13 protein-coding genes and 1 CRISPR repeat array are annotated in these 17,333 nt (G+C 65.2%); of the genes, 12 read left to right on the plus strand and 1 reads right to left on the minus strand.

Translation table 11 applies throughout. From position 1 onward, the window contains the following. Positions 1-31: 31 nt before the first annotated feature. Positions 32-1,060, minus strand: a complete 1,029-nt coding sequence (gene adhP, locus I596_RS08115; protein WP_067646218.1) for an alcohol dehydrogenase AdhP — start codon at positions 1,058-1,060, stop codon at positions 32-34. 276 nt (positions 1,061-1,336) lie between these two features. Here adhP and I596_RS08120 point away from each other — a divergent pair, with 276 nt between their 5' ends. The 12 genes from I596_RS08120 to I596_RS08175 all read left to right on the plus strand — a co-directional run bounded on the left by I596_RS08120 (position 1,337) and on the right by I596_RS08175 (position 17,153). Then, positions 1,337-1,810 carry a helix-turn-helix domain-containing protein gene (locus I596_RS08120; RefSeq protein WP_067646220.1) on the plus strand — a complete coding sequence of 158 codons (474 nt, stop codon included), beginning with the start codon at positions 1,337-1,339 and terminating at the stop codon, positions 1,808-1,810. After that, positions 1,807-3,081, plus strand: coding sequence for a type II toxin-antitoxin system HipA family toxin (locus tag I596_RS08125; protein WP_067646223.1), 1,275 nt, complete (start codon positions 1,807-1,809; stop codon positions 3,079-3,081). The genes I596_RS08120 and I596_RS08125 overlap by 4 nt, the downstream gene beginning before the upstream one ends. 65 nt (positions 3,082-3,146) lie before the next feature. Beyond that, the gene (locus I596_RS08130) at positions 3,147-3,701 is read left to right on the plus strand and encodes a DUF922 domain-containing Zn-dependent protease (protein ID WP_067646226.1); all 555 of its coding nucleotides are present in this window, start codon (positions 3,147-3,149) and stop codon (positions 3,699-3,701) included. A gap of 158 nt (positions 3,702-3,859) precedes the next feature. After that, complete coding sequence (locus I596_RS08135; protein WP_067646229.1) at positions 3,860-4,378, plus strand: hypothetical protein; 519 nt, start codon at positions 3,860-3,862, stop codon at positions 4,376-4,378. A 445-nt stretch (positions 4,379-4,823) separates the two neighbouring features. Beyond that, a complete protein-coding gene (gene cas1f / locus I596_RS08140) occupies positions 4,824-5,798 on the plus strand; it encodes a type I-F CRISPR-associated endonuclease Cas1f (protein WP_067651629.1) in 975 nt (324 codons plus the stop codon). Further along, on the plus strand, positions 5,795-9,175 hold the full coding sequence (gene cas3f / locus I596_RS08145) for a type I-F CRISPR-associated helicase Cas3f (protein ID WP_067646232.1): 3,381 nt from the start codon (positions 5,795-5,797) through the stop codon (positions 9,173-9,175). Before cas1f ends, cas3f begins: the two co-directional genes overlap by 4 nt. An 86-nt stretch (positions 9,176-9,261) precedes the next feature. Continuing rightward, positions 9,262-10,620, plus strand: coding sequence for a type I-F CRISPR-associated protein Csy1 (gene csy1, locus I596_RS08150; protein ID WP_067646235.1), 1,359 nt, complete (start codon positions 9,262-9,264; stop codon positions 10,618-10,620). Next, the gene (gene csy2, locus I596_RS08155; protein WP_067646239.1) at positions 10,617-11,609 is read left to right on the plus strand and encodes a type I-F CRISPR-associated protein Csy2; all 993 of its coding nucleotides are present in this window, start codon (positions 10,617-10,619) and stop codon (positions 11,607-11,609) included. Before csy1 ends, csy2 begins: the two co-directional genes overlap by 4 nt. Positions 11,610-11,635: 26 nt before the next feature. Continuing rightward, the gene (gene csy3 / locus I596_RS08160) at positions 11,636-12,673 is read left to right on the plus strand and encodes a type I-F CRISPR-associated protein Csy3 (RefSeq protein ID WP_067646242.1); all 1,038 of its coding nucleotides are present in this window, start codon (positions 11,636-11,638) and stop codon (positions 12,671-12,673) included. A 4-nt stretch (positions 12,674-12,677) separates the two neighbouring features. Continuing rightward, positions 12,678-13,244, plus strand: a complete 567-nt coding sequence (cas6f, locus tag I596_RS08165; protein ID WP_067646245.1) for a type I-F CRISPR-associated endoribonuclease Cas6/Csy4 — start codon at positions 12,678-12,680, stop codon at positions 13,242-13,244. A gap of 130 nt (positions 13,245-13,374) precedes the next feature. Then, positions 13,375-15,025: a CRISPR direct-repeat array (repeat unit 28 nt; unit sequence GCTCACTGCCGCGCAGGCAGCTCAGAAA). Between the two features lie 653 nt (positions 15,026-15,678). Continuing rightward, positions 15,679-16,035, plus strand: a complete 357-nt coding sequence (locus I596_RS08170; RefSeq protein WP_067646248.1) for a hypothetical protein — start codon at positions 15,679-15,681, stop codon at positions 16,033-16,035. Positions 16,036-16,295: 260 nt separating this feature from the next. After that, positions 16,296-17,153, plus strand: coding sequence for a bile acid:sodium symporter family protein (locus I596_RS08175; protein WP_067646250.1), 858 nt, complete (start codon positions 16,296-16,298; stop codon positions 17,151-17,153). The last annotated feature ends 180 nt before the right edge of the window (positions 17,154-17,333 follow it).

Below are 17,333 nucleotides of genomic sequence, written 5' to 3' on the forward strand. Positions count from 1 at the left end.
GCGCCTTCCGGGGCGCGATCGGCCATCGGCGTCAGGCCGCCAGGTCCAGCACCACGCGGCCTTCGATGCGCCCCTGGCGCATCCGGTCGAACACCTCGTTGATGTTATCGAGCCGGTCGGTCGTCACCGTGGCCTTGACCGCGCCGCGCGCCGCGAACGCGAGCGATTCCTCCAGGTCCAGCCGCGTGCCGACGATCGAGCCGCGCACGGTGATGCCGTTGAGCACCATGTCGAAGATCGACAGCGGGAAGTCGCCCGGCGGCAGGCCGTTGAGCGACACCGTGCCGCCGCGGCGGACCATGCCCAGCGCCTGCTCGAAGGCCTTGGGCGACACCGCCGTCACCAGCGCGCCGTGCGCGCCGCCGATCGTCTGCTTCAGGTACGCCGCCGGATCGGTCGTCCGCGCGTTGACCGTCACCGTCGCGCCCAGCGTGCGCGCCAGCGCCAGCTTGGCATCGTCCACGTCCACCGCCGCCACCTGCAGGCCCATCGCGCGTGCGTACTGCACCGCCATGTGGCCCAGGCCGCCGACGCCGGAGACCACCACCCACTGGCCGGGCTTCGTGTCGGTGACCTTGAGGCCCTTGTAGACCGTGACCCCCGCGCACAGCACCGGTGCCGCCGCGACGAAGTCCAGCCCATCCGGCAGGTGGCCGACGTAGGCCGCATCCGCCAGCGCGTATTCGGCGAAGCCGCCGTTGACCGAATAGCCGGTGTTGCGCTGGCTCTCGCACAGCGTCTCCCAGCCGCCGAGGCAGTGCGGGCAGGTGCCGCAGGCCGAGTACAGCCACGGGATGCCGACGCGATCGCCCTCGCGCACGTGGCGGACACCGGCGCCCACCGCCACGACATGGCCCACGCCCTCGTGGCCCGGGATGAACGGCGGTGCCGGCTTCACCGGCCAGTCGCCCTCGGCCGCGTGCAGGTCGGTATGGCAGACGCCGCAGGCGGCGATCTTCACGAGGATCTCGCCGGCACCCGGTGTCGGGACCGGCACGTCCTCGATCGACAGCGGCTGGCCGAACGCGCGCACGACGGCGGCTTTCATCATCTTGGGCATGGGTAGCTCCTGGGCGTAGGGGGAGGCGTCGGCTCGCCGCTCCGCACGGCGCGGTGCGTGCGCGGAGCGGCGGCCCGTGCGGCCAGCCTCGCGCTACGGCGCTGGCGGTGCCTTGATGCAGGTCAACGGAGCGGGTGGTGGGGCGCGTTCCCAGGCCGGCAGGGCGGGCGATCCAGCCTCGGTGCGCTGCGGCAGGGTTCGGCGGCCGTCCAGGCGATACTCGATAGTGTCGTTATTATTTCCTTTTATTGAAGATAGAGATAGAATAACGACACTATGGCCAAGAAGACTGCCCCATTGCTGCCCGCTACCGAACGCCGGCTGCAGGCGTTCGCGGAACGGTTGCGCCTGGCGCGCCTGCGGCGCCGGCTGACCGCCCGGCAGGTGGCCGAGCGCGCCGGGATGACCCCAGCCACGCTGCGCAACCTCGAGCGCGGCAATGCCGGCGTGACGATCGGCGCCTACCTGGCCGTCATGCAGGTGCTCGGCATCGAAGCCGATCTCGCGCTGCTGGCCGCGGCCGATACGCAGGGGCGCCAGTTGCAGGACGCCCGCCTGCCACCCGCACGGTCCGCCGCCCGCGAGGCCGGTGCGCGGCCGCGCCGGCGGCCTGCGGGCGCACCGGTACCACCAGCGGCGACATCCCATGTGGCCGAGCCGGACTGGATCGCCGACGGCGATTTCGCCAGCGCCGACGCGCTGGCGGCCCTGATCGCCCCGCCGCGACCTAAGCGCACGCCGCGCGCATGAGCGAGCCCTTCATCGCCGTCTACGCCGATTGGGACGGCCTGGCTGCGCCGCTGCGGCTGGGGCGGCTGGAGGCCCGGCGCAGCGCCGCCCGCGAGCTGTTCGAGTTCGCGTTCGACCCCGCCGCGCTGGCGCGGTCGGACCTGGCCGGCGTGAAGCTCGACCCGCGCCTGGGTGCCTATCCGGGCCGCCAGTACCCGCCGCAGGGGCAGGAAACCTTCGGCGTGTTCGCCGACGCCAGCCCCGATCGCTGGGGCCGGCTGCTGATGCGCCGCCGCCTGGAGCGCGACCAGCGCGCCGGCCGCGCCGACCCGAAAGCGCGCCTGTTCGAGTCCGACTACCTGCTGGGCGTGCACGACGCCTATCGCGTCGGCGCGCTGCGCCTGCGCCGCGACGACCAGGGCGCCTTCCTCGACGACCGGCACGATGCCGCCGCGCCGCCGTTCGTGCAGTTGCGCGCGCTGGAGGCGGCCAGCCTGGCGCTGGAGCGCGACGAGGACAACACCGCCGCCCAGGCCGACGACTGGCTGCGCCTGCTGATCGCCCCGGGCGGCTCGCTCGGCGGTGCGCGCCCCAAGGCCAGCGTGGCCGATCCCGAGGGCCGCCCGTGGATCGCCAAGTTTCCGAGCATCCGCGACGCGCACGACGTCGGCGCCTGGGAAATCGTCGTGCAGACGCTGGCCCGCGCCTGCGGGCTACGCGTGCCCGACGCGCTGGCGCGGCGCTTCGGCAGTGCGCACCACACCTTCCTGGTTCGCCGCTTCGACCGCACGCCGGCCGGCCGGCGCCTGCATTTCGCTTCCGCGATGAACCTCACCGGCCATCAGGACGGCGACGACGCCAGCACCGGCGCCAGCTACCTGGAGATCGCGCAGGTGCTGATGACCGACGGCGCCCACCCGGATGCAGACCTGCGCGAGCTGTGGTCCCGCATCGTGTTCAACGTACTGGTGTCCAATGCCGACGACCACCTGCGCAACCACGGCTTTCTGCTGGAACCCGGTCGCGGCTGGACGCTGGCGCCCGCGTTCGACATGAACCCGCTCCCCGATGCGCACGGCCTCACGCTCAACATCAGCGAAGCCGACAATGCGCTGGACCTGGACATTGCGCGGTCGGTGGCGCCGTATTTCCGCGTGGCTGCCGTCGACGCCGAGGCGATCATCGCGCGTCAGCGCCAGGTGGTGGCGCAATGGCGCGTGATCGCCGATTCGCTCGCGATTCCCGCCCGCGAGCAGAAGCGCATGGCCGATGCGTTCCGGCGCGCCTCGTGAACGTCCGCAGCGGCCAGCGCGGGAGACCCGCAGTCGTGCGTGCTGTCCGCAGGGCATGCCAGTGCATGCTGGCCGTGTCGATCGGCGTGGCCAGCACCCCGTCCCTGGCCGAGGTCCGGCACACGCGCCAGACCACCTACTACGACGTCACCGGCACCACCGCCCGCGCGCTGCGCGACCAGATCGAACAACTGCGGCCGCGCGGCGACGACGGCGGCCGCTACGACGCCTACACACGCTGGCGGCTGGAGTGGCGCTACATGTACCGGGAGACGCGTGACGCCTGCCGGCTGGCCTCGTTCAAGGTCACGCTGCGCACCACGATCCACCTGCCGCGCTGGCAGGCGCCGCCCGGAGCCGCCGCGGACCTCGAGGCCCGCTGGAACGCCTACGTCGATGCGCTCGACCGCCACGAGCAACAACACGAAGCGATCGCCGTCGAGGCCGCCGAGACGATCGAGCGCGAGGTGAGCGCGATCGATCGCACGCCGGATTGCGCGACGCTGGAAGCGCGCGTCAACGCGCGTGCCGAGGCGCTGATGGAGGACTACAAGGCACGGCAGCGCGATTTCGACGTGCAGACCGCGCACGGCCGCAACGAGGGTGTGCAGCGACCCTGATACGAAGCGTCAGCGCCGCGGTAGACCGGGGCAGGGCGTTGCATCCGTGGTCGAACAGGCGACGGCAGCTTGTAAGCCGTACACGGACCGGCGCCCTGCCAATCGCAGGCTGTGGCCGCGGACTAGAATGTCTCGCCCTGAGCCGATTTCCTGCCGCCATGCCCGTCTACGCCAGCGTCCTGTCCCGATGGCTACTTCCGCTGGTGGCGGTCGCATGGCTGCTGGCGGTCGCGCTTCCCGGCGCAACCCCCTTGCCCGGCAAGAAGCAACTGCTGTTCGAGAGCCGCGTCCATCCGTGGAAGATCTACTACGTGCAGGACCGCGATTTCGCACGCGGGCGGTTCGCCTACTACGAGGTGCACTACCGCGACCAGCCGCTGGTGCTGCCCAAGGGCCTGTTCGGTGCCGCCGCCGACATCGACCGCTTCTTCGTCGCCGCTGGCTTCCCATCCGAGGCGACCGACAATGATTCGGTGCTGCTCGGCTTCACGCCGTCGCTGCTGCTGCCGGGCGGTAGTACCAAGGCCGGCGAACTGATGTTTGTCTATGCGCGGTCGGTTGGGGCGGATGGTCGTGAAGTGCACGTCTATAACCAGGAGCATCGGCTACTGGGTGCCATTGCGCTCGAAGAGCCCATAGGCGGGTCCGATTACAGCGATAGACCAACCCCTGATTAGGGTCTTCGCAGCGGGACAAGGATTTCCTGAAATCTAGCAGGGTATTGGTCGGGCCGCTGATGGGTTCTGTCCTCTGGCATAGTGCAGGACGCTGCACTTCCCGGCGCTTTCTGCTGCATCCGCATCACATGCTGAGCTTTGCGGCTGATGCAGCTCGCCGTAACAGACTATCCGCTGGCTCCGATATTGCTTGGACCAAAACCGGTCTCATGATTTGAGACGGGCAGGGTGTTTTGTATACCGGTCTTACGCAGGGGGAGGTCAATGGACGACAGCAGTGGGCAGGGTGAACGCATTTCGCGGCCCGGATATGAGCGGGGCTGCTGTGCACATGTCTGTCCCGATCGACCTGTGATTGTCACTTTCGTGACAGGCATTGTCGTTACCGCAAGAAGGTCCAAGACGCGCGGATTCGTTCCTTGCGCACGAAGAGCGGGTGGCCTTCATGGATGATCTCTCCCCCAGCGATCTCAAGACCATCCTGCATTCCAAGCGGGCCAATATCTACTACCTGCAGCATTGCCGTGTACTGGTCAACGGCGGCCGCGTCGAGTATGTCACTGACGCCGGCAAGCGCTCGCTGTACTGGAATATCCCGATCGCCAACACCACCACGCTGCTGCTTGGCACCGGCACGTCGATCACGCAGGCGGCGATACGCGAGCTTGCCAAGGCCGGCGTAATGGTCGGCTTCTGCGGTGGTGGCGGCGCACCGCTGTTTTCAGCCAACGAGATGGACGTTGATGTCGCCTGGTTTTCGCCGCAGAGCGAGTACCGTCCAACGGAGTATCTCCAGGCATGGGTCCGTTTCTGGTTCGACGATGATCTGCGCCTGGCCGCAGCCAAAGCGTTCCAGCAAGCACGCACACAGCACATCGCGAGCGAATGGCAGCGCCGCGCTTTGAGGGATGCGGGTTTCGCACCGGATGTGGAGCGCTTGCTCGAAATGCTCGATCGCACCCGGCGGCAGATCGATCTGGCTCAGGACACGGTTGCGTTGCTGACGGAAGAGGCGCGCCTAACCAAGGCACTGTTCAAACTCGCCGTCGACGCGGTGGGCTATGGCGATTTCACGCGTGCCAAGCGGGGCAGCGGCACCGATCCGGCCAACCGCTTTCTCGACCATGGCAACTACCTGGCCTATGGCCTGGGCGCCACGGCCGCCTGGGTGCTGGGTCTGCCGCATGGTTTGGCAGTGCTGCACGGCAAGACCCGCCGTGGCGGCTTGGTATTCGACATCGCCGATCTCGTCAAGGATGCCTCCATCCTTCCACGCGCTTTTCTTTCGGCGATGGGTGGCGATGACGAGCAGGCGTTCCGGCGTGGCTGTATCGAAGCGCTGACGCGTGGTGAATCACTGGATTTCATGATCGATACCGTCAAGGCGATAGCCTTGGAGACGGCGAGCCGGGTGGAATGAACGTCCTGCTGATCTCCCAGTGCGAAAAGCGCGCCCTGACCGAGACGCGGCGCATTCTCGACCAGTTCGCCGAGCGTCGCGGCGATCGCACGTGGCAGACACCGATCACGCAGGCCGGACTGGATACCTTGCGCAAGTTGCTGCGCAAAACGGCACGCAAGAATACCGCGGTTGCCTGTCATTGGATTCGCGGGATCGACCACAGCGAACTGATGTGGATCGTCGGCGATGCCGGCCGCTTCAACGCGGAAGGGGCTGTGCCGACCGATACCACCGTACGTAACGTGCTCAGGCGCGCTGATGAGAACGATTGGCACACGCTGGAGGACATTCGTCTACTCGCGCAGTTGGCCGCGCTGTTGCACGATCTCGGCAAGGCCATCATCGCCTTTCAGGAGCGCCTGCGAGGACGGTGGCAGGAAAGGAATCTGTACCGGCACGAATGGGTTTCGCTGCGTCTGTTTCTGGCGTTCGTCCATGGTGACGATGACGAAGGCTGGCTGGGACGGCTGGCCGATCCGGACGCCTTCGACGAACAGCTCTGGACCGCCCCTGGGCGCTACCAGCGTGATGGGCTGGACGCCACTGACAGGTATCCGTTCCGTGGCCTCCCGCCGCTGGCTGCTGCCGTAGCCTGGTTGATCGTGACCCATCACCGCCTCCCATTGGTGCCGGTCAAGAACGAGGACGGCGCGCAGCAATGGCTCGGCAAACGCTCGCGCAGTTTCAATCCAGCCTGGTTGGAGCAGCCGTTGGAGAACGTCGCGCACGACTGGAACGAAGCAAGCCGGCCGGCTGAGCGCGTGCAGGCCGAGCCCTACTGGGCGCTTGCCGGGCCGCTGCCCGTGATCGAGCCGAGATGGCGGGCGCAGGCCGCACGCTTGGCGACGCGCCTCCTGGCACTGCGATCACGACGTAGCGGAAACTGGCTGGACAACGCTTACGTCATGCATCTGGCCCGGCTCAGCCTGATGCTGGCCGATCACCACTATTCCAGCCTGCCGAAGGATTCGTCGCAACGCGTGAGCGGCGATGGCAAGACCCATCTGTACGCCAATACCGACCGCGACGGCAGTTTAAAGCAGCCGCTGGACGAGCATTTGCTGGGGGTGGCCCGGGGAGCCGGAATGGTCGCGCATGCGTTGCCGGGCTTCGAGCGCCACCTGCCACGGCTGGCCAATCACCGTGGCCTACGCAAGCGCAGCGCCGACCCGAGATTCTCGTGGCAGGACAAGGCGGCCGACGCGGCCCTCTCGCTGCGTGAGGCGGCGCGCATACAGGGGGCTTTCATCGTCAACATGGCTTCCACGGGCTGCGGAAAGACCCTCGCCAATGCCCGCATCCTTTATGCGCTGGCCGATCCCCAGCAGGGCCTGCGGGCGACCTATGCCCTGGGCCTGCGCACGCTGACGTTGCAGACCGGGCGCAGCTACCGCACCGACTTGCACCTGGGTGAGGACGAACTGGCGATCCGTGTCGGCGGCTCGGCGAGCCGCGCCCTGTTCGAGTACTACGAGCGCAAGGCGGAGGCGCATGGCTCCGCTTCGGTACAGGACCTGATCGAGGAAGACAGCCACATCCTCTACGAAGGCGTCGTCGCCGATCATCCGCTGCTGTCTCGCGCCCTGCACGATACGGATATCCGCAACCTGCTGTCCGCGCCGATGCTGGTCTGCACCGTGGACCATCTCGTTCCCGCCACCGAATCGGTGCGCGCTGGGCGCCAGATCGCACCGATGCTGCGACTGATGAGCGCTGATCTGGTGCTGGACGAGCTGGACGACTACGACCTCGACGATCTGCCCGCGCTGACCCGGCTGGTGCACTGGGCAGGCATGCTCGGTACGCGCGTGGTGCTGTCCTCGGCGACGCTACCCCCGGCGCTGCTCGAAGGCATGTTCATGGCCTACCGCGCCGGACGCATCCAGTATGACCGCAACCATGGCAGCGGCGCAGATCGGCACGTCGGGCAGGTCGACGTGCCCTGCTTGTGGGCCGACGAGTTCGGAGCGCAGACGGCGACCTGCGCCGATGCGCCAGCCTTTTCGAGCCAGCACGGGCAGTTCGTCGGCAAGCGCGCGGCAAAGCTGGGGAAGGCGGAGCCCCTGCGCCGGGCTGCGCTGGTTCGGCTGGATATCGCCAAAAACCTGCCGGAAACGAAGGTCCGCGCCGAGTTCGCCCGGCACGTACTCGAAGCGTGCACGCGACTGCACAACTGGCATGCCGAAACCGATCCCGTCAGCGGCAAGCGGGTCAGCTTCGGGCTGGTTCGCATGGCCAACATCGACCCGCTGTTTGATGTGGCGCAGGCGCTGTTCGAGCTCGGCGCACCCGAGGACACGCGTATCCACCTGTGCGTTTATCACGCCCGTTTCCCATTGGCGCTGCGCTCGGCGATCGAGCATCAACTCGATACTGCATTCAACCGGCGCGGTGATGGACAGGGTGTGTACTGTCTACCTGCCATCTGCGGGATACTGGACAGCCACCCAGAGCGCAACCACCTGTTCGTCGTTCTCGCGTCGCCCGTCTGCGAGGTGGGTCGCGATTGGGACGCCGATTGGGCCGTGGCCGAGCCGTCATCGATGCGTTCGCTGATCCAGCTCGCCGGCCGCGTGCAACGTCATCGCGGCGTGCATCCGGATGCGCCGAATGTACTGGTGTTCGACACCAACCTTCGCCATTTCCTGCCCGGCACCGGGACAGACGGGCGGGCACCCGCCATCTTCTTGCGGCCCGGCTTCGAGAAGGAACATGTGGCAGCCGATCATCCATTCCGGCTAGTCGCGCACCGGCTGGACAAGTTGATGACGCCGGAGGAATACCAAGTGCTCACCGCGCTGCCGCGCATCCGTCCACGGGCGATGGGCGAGTGGCGATCCAAGCAACGCATCGTCGACCTGGAGCAGGCGCGCATGGCCGATTGCATGCTGCCGCCCGCGGGCGACGCCGAAGACGTGCGAGCAGGGCTGAACGCGGCCAGTGGCTGGCAGCATTCGCAGGCGGCCTTGACGGGTGTGTTGCCGCAACAGCAGCCCTTCCGCGATGACACCATGCCGACCGTAACGCTGGTGTTCCTGCCTGACGATGACGAGGACAGCCTCGTCCTGCATCGCGTCGAGGACGACACCGCCCGGCGAGGAAAGAACCTCTACGTCCCCATCGACCGCAGCCAGCGCCACGACGTGAAGCTGGAATTTGGTGAACGCATCGGCGCATGGGGCGGATTCGACCTGATGGCTCTGCTCGCCGAGCAGGCTGACGTACTTGGCCTGTCGCTGCGCGCTTGCGCCGAGAAGCTGGCGACGGTGGAAGTGCGGGAGAACAAGCAAGGTTGGCGATACCACCCGTGGCTGGGTTTCGCAAAAGAGCGTTGACGTGTATAGGAAGCGTCTCAACGGATGCGACAAAGAGTCAGTATGAAATCAATTAGTTCTCACGTGCATGACCATGGGGAAGGCAAATGACAGAACTGACTGACAGGGGAAAAGCGTTCCGCTCGGCCGTCACCACCTTCATCGAGGCGCGGCGCGAGGTCGACAGGAAAAAAGCTAAGCACGACAAAGCCAAGGCTGCTTCGAAATACGATTACGATACTTGGTTGGCCGATGCGGCTTCGCGAGCGCACAACTTGCAGGTGGTTACCCATCCGATAAAATTCACTCATGGCTCCATAAAGGGAGCAAGTAGTATTCATGCCAGAACAAAAAGAATATTCGTGCATCGCGAAATAGGAACGCATAGCATTGATGAGTTAAAGGAAGACTTTGCCATAAGTGATTCCAAGCACCTTGATGTGTACTCCCTGCTCAAAGAGGTTGTGGATGGGAGGTCGCTATTGGACTGGTTGCGTGAAGACGATGCCGATTTCATCAGTGTCTTGAGCAGTGATCCTGTGAAGGCCGCTGCGTTGGCTGATTCATTAAATAAAGTTCTACGGCAAGATTATGAGGTAGTATCTCACCCGCTGGCTAAGCAGATCTATTGGCTAAAAGATGCGAGCCCGGCTGATAACGCTCACTATCATCTTCTCCAGCCTATGTTTTCTAGTAGCTTGGAGCATGTTGTTAATGCGGACATACGGGCTGTGCGAGAGTTTGCTTTTGCGGCGCGTGGCACGAAGAAGCAAAAGCCAACATTCGCCGATCACTCAACCTACTCTGGGCTACTGGGTCGGGCCTTAGGGGGCTCCAACGCACAAAATATAAGTCCGCAGAATAAGGTGCGTGGTGGCATGAATTACCTGTTAGCCTCGTTGCCGCCGACGTGGGCCCGCGAGTTGCCGCGCAACCTGCTCCACCTGGAATCGGTTCTGGAGAGGTTCACCTACTTCGAAGGCGTACAGTCCTTGGTCCAGTCGCTTGCTGGCTTTTTGCAGTCAGTAGCAAGCCGGCAACGCAATAGGAAGATCAATGACAGGCGCGAAGACATCGAACAGGCGCTAGGTTTCCAACTGCCGGTGTTTGCCGCCAGTATCCAGGCCAGTCTTGAGCCCGGCTGGACGCGTGATCCCGAGTGCCGGCTTCCCCTCTGCGAGCAGCTCTGGCTTGACCCCGAACGCGCCGGGCTGCCGATACGCGAGCACCCGGAAAGCCCCGAGTGGACGCAGCAGGATCTTGAATTCAATGCTGCTTACGAGTTTGGGGACTGGCCGGATCAGGTCGCCGGCCGCTTTGCCAACTGGGTCAACGCGCAGCTGCGCGAAGCTGGGCTGACCGCGGTTGGCGATGCGGAGTACAAGCACTGGGCCAAGCAGGCCATCGTCGACGCAGCCTGGCCGGTGTCGCTGCAACGGCGCGCGCCACCAGGAGGCCAGACATGAGCGCCTGTCCTCAATTCGACCATTTGCTGGTTCTGCCGCGTCTGCGGGTTCAGAACGCCAATGCCGTTTCCAGCCCCCTGACCCACGGCTTCCCGTCGGTGACGGCTTTCCAGGGCTTGATGTGGGCACTGCAACGCAAGGCACGCACCAACGGTCTCGACCTCGCATTCGAGGCGGTAGGCACAGTGTGCCACGATCACCAGGAACAGGCCGTCAAGAACGGTTTCGAGAAAGTGTTCTGCCTGACTCGGAATCCGTCCGGCAAGGATGGCAGCGCCGCCGCCATCGTCGAGGAAGGCCGCATCCATCTGGATTTGAGCCTGATGTTCGCAATCCGCAGCAAACGCTGGAAGTGGGAGCCGCAAACCCGGGACGCCGATATCGTAGCTGTGGCCGGGCTGCTTGCCGGCATGCGGATCGCCGGTGGCACCCTGCTGCCACCGGCGCAACCAGGTCGGCTTCGCTACCGTCCCTGGGTCATCGACCTGACCGGCAACGAAGACGATCAGCAGGCCGAATTCCGCAAAGCGCGCATGCGCTTGCTGCCGGGCTTCGCGCTGGTATCGCGCGAAGATCGTCTGGAAGCGCGCTTGGCCGAGCTGCAGGCCGAGCATGCTTCCGCTACCCGGCTCGATGCCTGGCTATCGCTGTTCCGTATCAACTGGCGTTATCAGCCGGCCGGAAATGACGGCAAGGGGGAATGGCTCAACGACCGTAAGGGCCAGGGCTGGATCGTGCCGATCCCGGTCGGCTATGGCGCACTTGGCGACGTGCATGAGCCGGGCAGCGTTGCCAATGCACGCGATGCGAGCACGCCGTTCCGCTTCGTCGAGAGCCTCTACTCAATCGGTGAGTGGATCAGCCCGCACCGGCTGCAATCGCCCCAACAGTTGCTTTGGTATTCCGACAGTCAGCCCGACGACGGACTCTACCGCTGCCGCAACGACTATCGCGCCGCTGCCGACGAGCAGCTCTACGACTTCGACTGACAGACCCTACGATAAGGAATTCCATCATGTCCAAAGAACTCAAGACTGCTTCCGTCCTCGCTTTCGAACGCAAGCTCGACCCGTCCGACGCGCTGTTCTTTTCTGGTGATTGGGCGTCGCGCGGTGAATCGTTGCGCTGGCAGCCGGTGAAAAATCGCGCGAAATCCGTGCGCGGCACCATTTCCAACCGGCTCAAGACCAAGGATCAAGACCCGGCCAAGCTCGACGCGGCCATCGAGAACCCCAATCTGCAAACCGTGGACGTGGCGGCGCTTCCGCTGGATGAGGACACGTTGAAGGTGCAGTTCACGCTGCGCGTGCTGGGTGGTGCCGGCGAGCCTTCCGCCTGCAACGACGCAGACTATCGCAAGAAGTTGCTGGCCACGGTCAGCAGCTATGTTCAGCAGCATGGCTTCAGCGAGCTGGCGCGACGGTACGCAGCCAATCTGGCCAACGGGCGCTTTCTGTGGCGCAACCGCATCGGAGCCGAGCAGGTGGAAGTGCACGTGGCGCATCTTCAAGGCGGCAAGCCTGCCATGCAGTGGACGTTTCAGGCGCACACCTATTCCCTGCGCGATCCGTCGCCACCTGTTGCTGAATCGGCTGATCTGGAAGCGCTTGCATCGCTGATCGAATCCGGCTTGTCGAGCGCCTCGCATGTCCTGTTGCAGATCACGGCCTTCGTACGCATGGGAGCAGGGCAGGAGGTTTTCCCCTCGCAGGAGCTGATCCTCGATCGTGGACGCAGCGACAAGAGCAAGACGCTCTACGCCGTAGGCGAAGGCGACAAGGCGATCGCGGCCATCCATTCGCAGAAAATCGGCAACGCCCTGCGCACCATCGATACCTGGTATCCCGGCGCCGAGGAGAACGGTCCTATCGCCGTGGAGCCTTATGGCTCAGTCACCACGCAGGGCAAGGCCTATCGGCAGCCGAAGGAAAAGCAGGACTTCTACAACCTGCTCGACGGATGGGTCCTCAAGGACAAGGTGCCAGGGGTGGAGCAGCAGCATTTCGTCGTAGCCACGCTGATCCGAGGCGGCGTGTTCGGAGAGGCAGGTTGACGTCATGGACCACTACATCGACCTTACGATCAGGCCCGATCCGGAGTTTCCTGCTCACCAGTTGATGAGCGCGCTGTACGCCAAGCTGCATCGCGCATTGGTGAATCTCTACACGGACTGCATCGGTGTTAGTTTTCCCGGATTCAACACCACGCCGGTCAGTATCGGGATGCACCTTCGCCTGCACGGATCGTTGTCTTCTTTGCGGACGCTGATGGAGACCAACTGGCTGCTCGGCATGCGTGATCACGCCTCCGTGACCGACATCCAGGCGATTCCCGGCGGAGCAGGGCATCGCCGCGTGTTTCGGGTCCAGGCTCAGAGCAGTCCTGAACGCCTACGGCGGCGCGCGATGCGACGCCACGGGCTCAGCGAGGACGATGCGCGAGCGCGGATTCCGGAAGCCGCCGGAAGGACGCTGAAGCTCCCGTTTGTCCAGTTGAGCAGCCGCAGTACCGGACAGCTGTCCTTCCCGCTGTTCATCGAGCACGGTCCGATCGAGCAGCAACCCGTTTCTGGCCGTTTCAACAGCTATGGCCTCAGCCGCGAGGCGACGATTCCCTGGTTCTGACCCTTTTTCGGACCGCAGTCACGCTTGCTTTTCCGATCAACCACTTGCGAGCCCTCGAGAAATTTGAGGAGAACGCTCGCAAGTGGTTTTCTGCTTTTTGAAATCATAGACTTCCGCGTCGATCGCTCTAGCTCACTGCCGCGCAGGCAGCTCAGAAAAGAAGGTGGCCTAAGCATGGGCGTGAAGTACGGCTCACTGCCGCGCAGGCAGCTCAGAAAGTCGGTGGCATCGATCAGGTCGCTAACCCCTGGCTCACTGCCGCGCAGGCAGCTCAGAAATTCCGGCGGATCCACCTCCCCGTAGTGCGGTGGCTCACTGCCGCGCAGGCAGCTCAGAAATACACCGAGCGAGACGGGATGCACCAGGATGCCGCTCACTGCCGCGCAGGCAGCTCAGAAATGTGGGAGGACTTGCTGAAGCCACGGCTCGACGCTCACTGCCGCGCAGGCAGCTCAGAAAGCACCCCCGGGCACTTGAGACCCGGCCGAGCAGCTCACTGCCGCGCAGGCAGCTCAGAAAAGGCGCGATAGAGGTCTTCGAGAGGCAGTGCCGCTCACTGCCGCGCAGGCAGCTCAGAAATGGATGAACCGCTCCGGGTCGGTGACGTCCTCGCTCACTGCCGCGCAGGCAGCTCAGAAATGCCGAAGCAGCTTCTCGATGCCGGCGCTGGAGCTCACTGCCGCGCAGGCAGCTCAGAAAAGAAGCGCCTCGACATCCACCGGCTTCTTCTGGCTCACTGCCGCGCAGGCAGCTCAGAAACGATCAGCTCGACCCGCGGGTCTCGCTGGGGAGCTCACTGCCGCGCAGGCAGCTCAGAAAAGGAATCCGGTGATGAGGAGGGCTGTAGCCATGCTCACTGCCGCGCAGGCAGCTCAGAAAATGGGGTCAGCCCTCGCCGAGCGTCAGCTTGGCGCTCACTGCCGCGCAGGCAGCTCAGAAATCTCCGTGCGCTGGTTCAGGTTAACCACGCTGGCTCACTGCCGCGCAGGCAGCTCAGAAAACACGCGATATCACGAACCCTGACGTCTTCGCGCTCACTGCCGCGCAGGCAGCTCAGAAATGCTGCACCTTGTCGCCGTACTTCTTCGGCTCGCTCACTGCCGCGCAGGCAGCTCAGAAATCAGGGGCCTACGCTGACCTGACGGGCGCGCCGCTCACTGCCGCGCAGGCAGCTCAGAAAGATCCAGGATGTGTTCGACCGCTGACCGTGCGGCTCACTGCCGCGCAGGCAGCTCAGAAATCAAGAGGTCGCTTAACCGACAAGTAGACCGGGCTCACTGCCGCGCAGGCAGCTCAGAAATTCCCGGACGGCTGGCGAACCTCCCACCCCATGCTCACTGCCGCGCAGGCAGCTCAGAAACTCAAGCCGACGTGCACTTGACAGCCATCGCCGCTCACTGCCGCGCAGGCAGCTCAGAAAACGAATGCGGTCGTCGTCCCACGGATGGGACTGCTCACTGCCGCGCAGGCAGCTCAGAAATGTTCAACGTCACCGCCGGCACGGCGATCGCCGCTCACTGCCGCGCAGGCAGCTCAGAAAACGACCTCGGTCCTCAACGCCGACAACCTCTACGCTCACTGCCGCGCAGGCAGCTCAGAAAGATGGAATCGACGCAGCTCTACGAGACGATGCGCTCACTGCCGCGCAGGCAGCTCAGAAAGACAGGTAGTCGCGCCCGGCCTCGCTGGCCTTGCTCACTGCCGCACAGGCAGCTCAGAAAATTTTGAGCATCACCAGCACCATCGGCAGGGCGCTCGCTGCCGCACAGGCAGTTCAGACGAGTGGAAACAGCAGCGGAGGCATCTTTGCGATAGCTCACTGTTGCACAAGCAGCCTGCCGTCCGAATTCAGGATGTGCACTTGTAAGAAATCACCCCTCCAAGCCGCTCTCACCTTGACACCTCTCTCCCCCCCGCGCAGACTCGACCACGGAGCCTAGAACCTCCTTCACAGAGCGGTACCCACCTCCGAAAGTCCGGTGGGTTTTTTGTGCCCGCGCCTCGCGCGGTCACTCTCGGCGTTCGTGCGCCGGGAGGGCGGCTAATACAACACCCCGCAAGGGGAAATACGCCCGCCGTCTCTGTGCGGTTCTAGCCTCCCGGCATCCCCGGCGCCTCTACGCGCCGGTGGGCCGTGCGTTCCGCCGGATTGCGGATGCACGCGATTCCGGTGGATTCCTTCAGGCATCCAAGGAGAGGTGATCGCCATGAAAGACAACGTTCGTTTGAGTCCTCCTCCGCCGGCGGCGCCGGCACCGTGGCCGGCGTTGCCGCTGCGCAAGGCGCCGTGCGCAATCGGCACGTGGCTGGTGGTCATTCGCTGCCGGCGGCACAGGGGGGCCACGAATGCGCCCGATGGGCGGCGGGCTGCCGTACGGGAGTGCATGCAGGGGATCGATGGTTTCGCCGTGCTGCGCCGGCCGGGCGGTGGGCGATGAGCGAGGACATGGTGGTGCGGCTGGTGCCGCTGTCGCTGGACGATTTCATCGCCACCATGACACCGGCGCTGCTGGAGGAGCACGAGGCGCACCACGTGGGCGAGGGCGACATTGCGGTGCTGCGGCGGCGAATGATGCAAACGTTCCTGGAATCGCGCACGGAGCTGCTGGGGCGCTTCGACCGGCGTGCGCTGGTGGGTGAACTCGGCGAATGGCTGGACGCGGTGCTGGCGTATCGCAACGAGGTATGGTCGGAGGCGGGCTATGCGGATTGCGCCTACCAGCGGCTGCTGACGGTGTTCCGCGCGGTGGAGGGGCGTCCGCGCCGGGCCAAGGGGCGCAGGCATGTGTAGGCGCCGGTGTACCGCCACGATGCACGCGCCATCCGACGCGGATGCGGTGTTCGTAATGCACGCATCCCCGCGCGTACACGGGGCATTTCTCGCTCCCGCGCGCGCCATCGGGCTGCGCTTGCGGCAGGCCTGGGGCAGGGGCGTGCCGCGAAGGGGCGGGCATCGATGCGTCGCCTCTGGAGGGGCGATGCAGGCCGGGTCGGCGTCTGCGCCGGCGGAACTGGTACGCTCGCGCATCACATCCGTGGGGGAGGGGCTGGATGAATGCTTCGCTGTTGACGAACCTGCTGCTGCCGCTGGCCCTGGGCGTGATCATGCTGGGGTTGGGGCTGGGCCTGACGATCGACGATTTCAAGCGCGTCGCGCGTTATCCGCGGGCGGTGCTGATCGGCCTGGTCCTGCAGATTGGCGTGCTGCCGTGGGCGGCCTTCGCGCTGGCGCTGCTGTTCAAGCTGCCACCGGAACTGGCGGTGGGGCTGATGCTGCTGGCGGCGTCGCCGGGCGGCGCCACGGCGAACATCTACAGCCACCTGGCGCGCGGCGACGTGGCGCTGAACATCACGCTGACGGCGGTCAACAGCGTGCTGTGCCTGCTGACGCTGCCGATCATCCTCAACCTCGCCCTGGAGTACTTCCTCGGCGCCGGCCAGTACGTGCCGCCGCCAGTGCAGAAGATCGTCGAGGTCGCGGTCATCATCCTGTTGCCGGTCGCGATCGGCATGCTGGTCCGCTCGCGTGCACCGGCCTTTGCCGAGCGCATGGAGAAACCCATCCGGCTGCTGTCGGTGCTGGTGCTGGCGCTGCTGATCGTGGCCGCGGTGGCCGGCGAGTGGCAGACGCTGCTGTCGTTCTTCGCGGCGGTCGGTGTGGCCTGCCTGCTGTTCAACCTGGTCAGCATGGGCAGTGGCTACCTGGCGCCGCTGGCCCTGAAGCTGCCGCGCCGGCAGGCCACGGCGATCGCGATGGAGATCGGCATCCACAACGGCACGCTGGCGATCTACATCGCGCTCAATGTGCTGGGCAATGCCACGATGTCGATCCCGGCTGCGCTGTACAGCCTGATGATGTTCCTCACGGCGGGCGTGTTTGCGTTCTGGCTGAACCGCCGCAGGGACTGAAACCCCGTTCAACGTCGTGCTGCGCGCGCCTTCCGGCGCGCATGCGGCGCTCGAAATGCGCAGGTGCCGGCACGGGCACTGCGCTTTTCGCGTCCCTCCCGTGCCGCCGGCTGCGCGCGCGACGGGCTTCGAGCAGGTGCCATGTGCACGCCGGCGTGTGCGGCCGGTGCTGCCCGCTTG

This window comes from Dokdonella koreensis DS-123, from assembly GCF_001632775.1.
GTDB classification, from domain to species: domain Bacteria; phylum Pseudomonadota; class Gammaproteobacteria; order Xanthomonadales; family Rhodanobacteraceae; genus Dokdonella; species Dokdonella koreensis.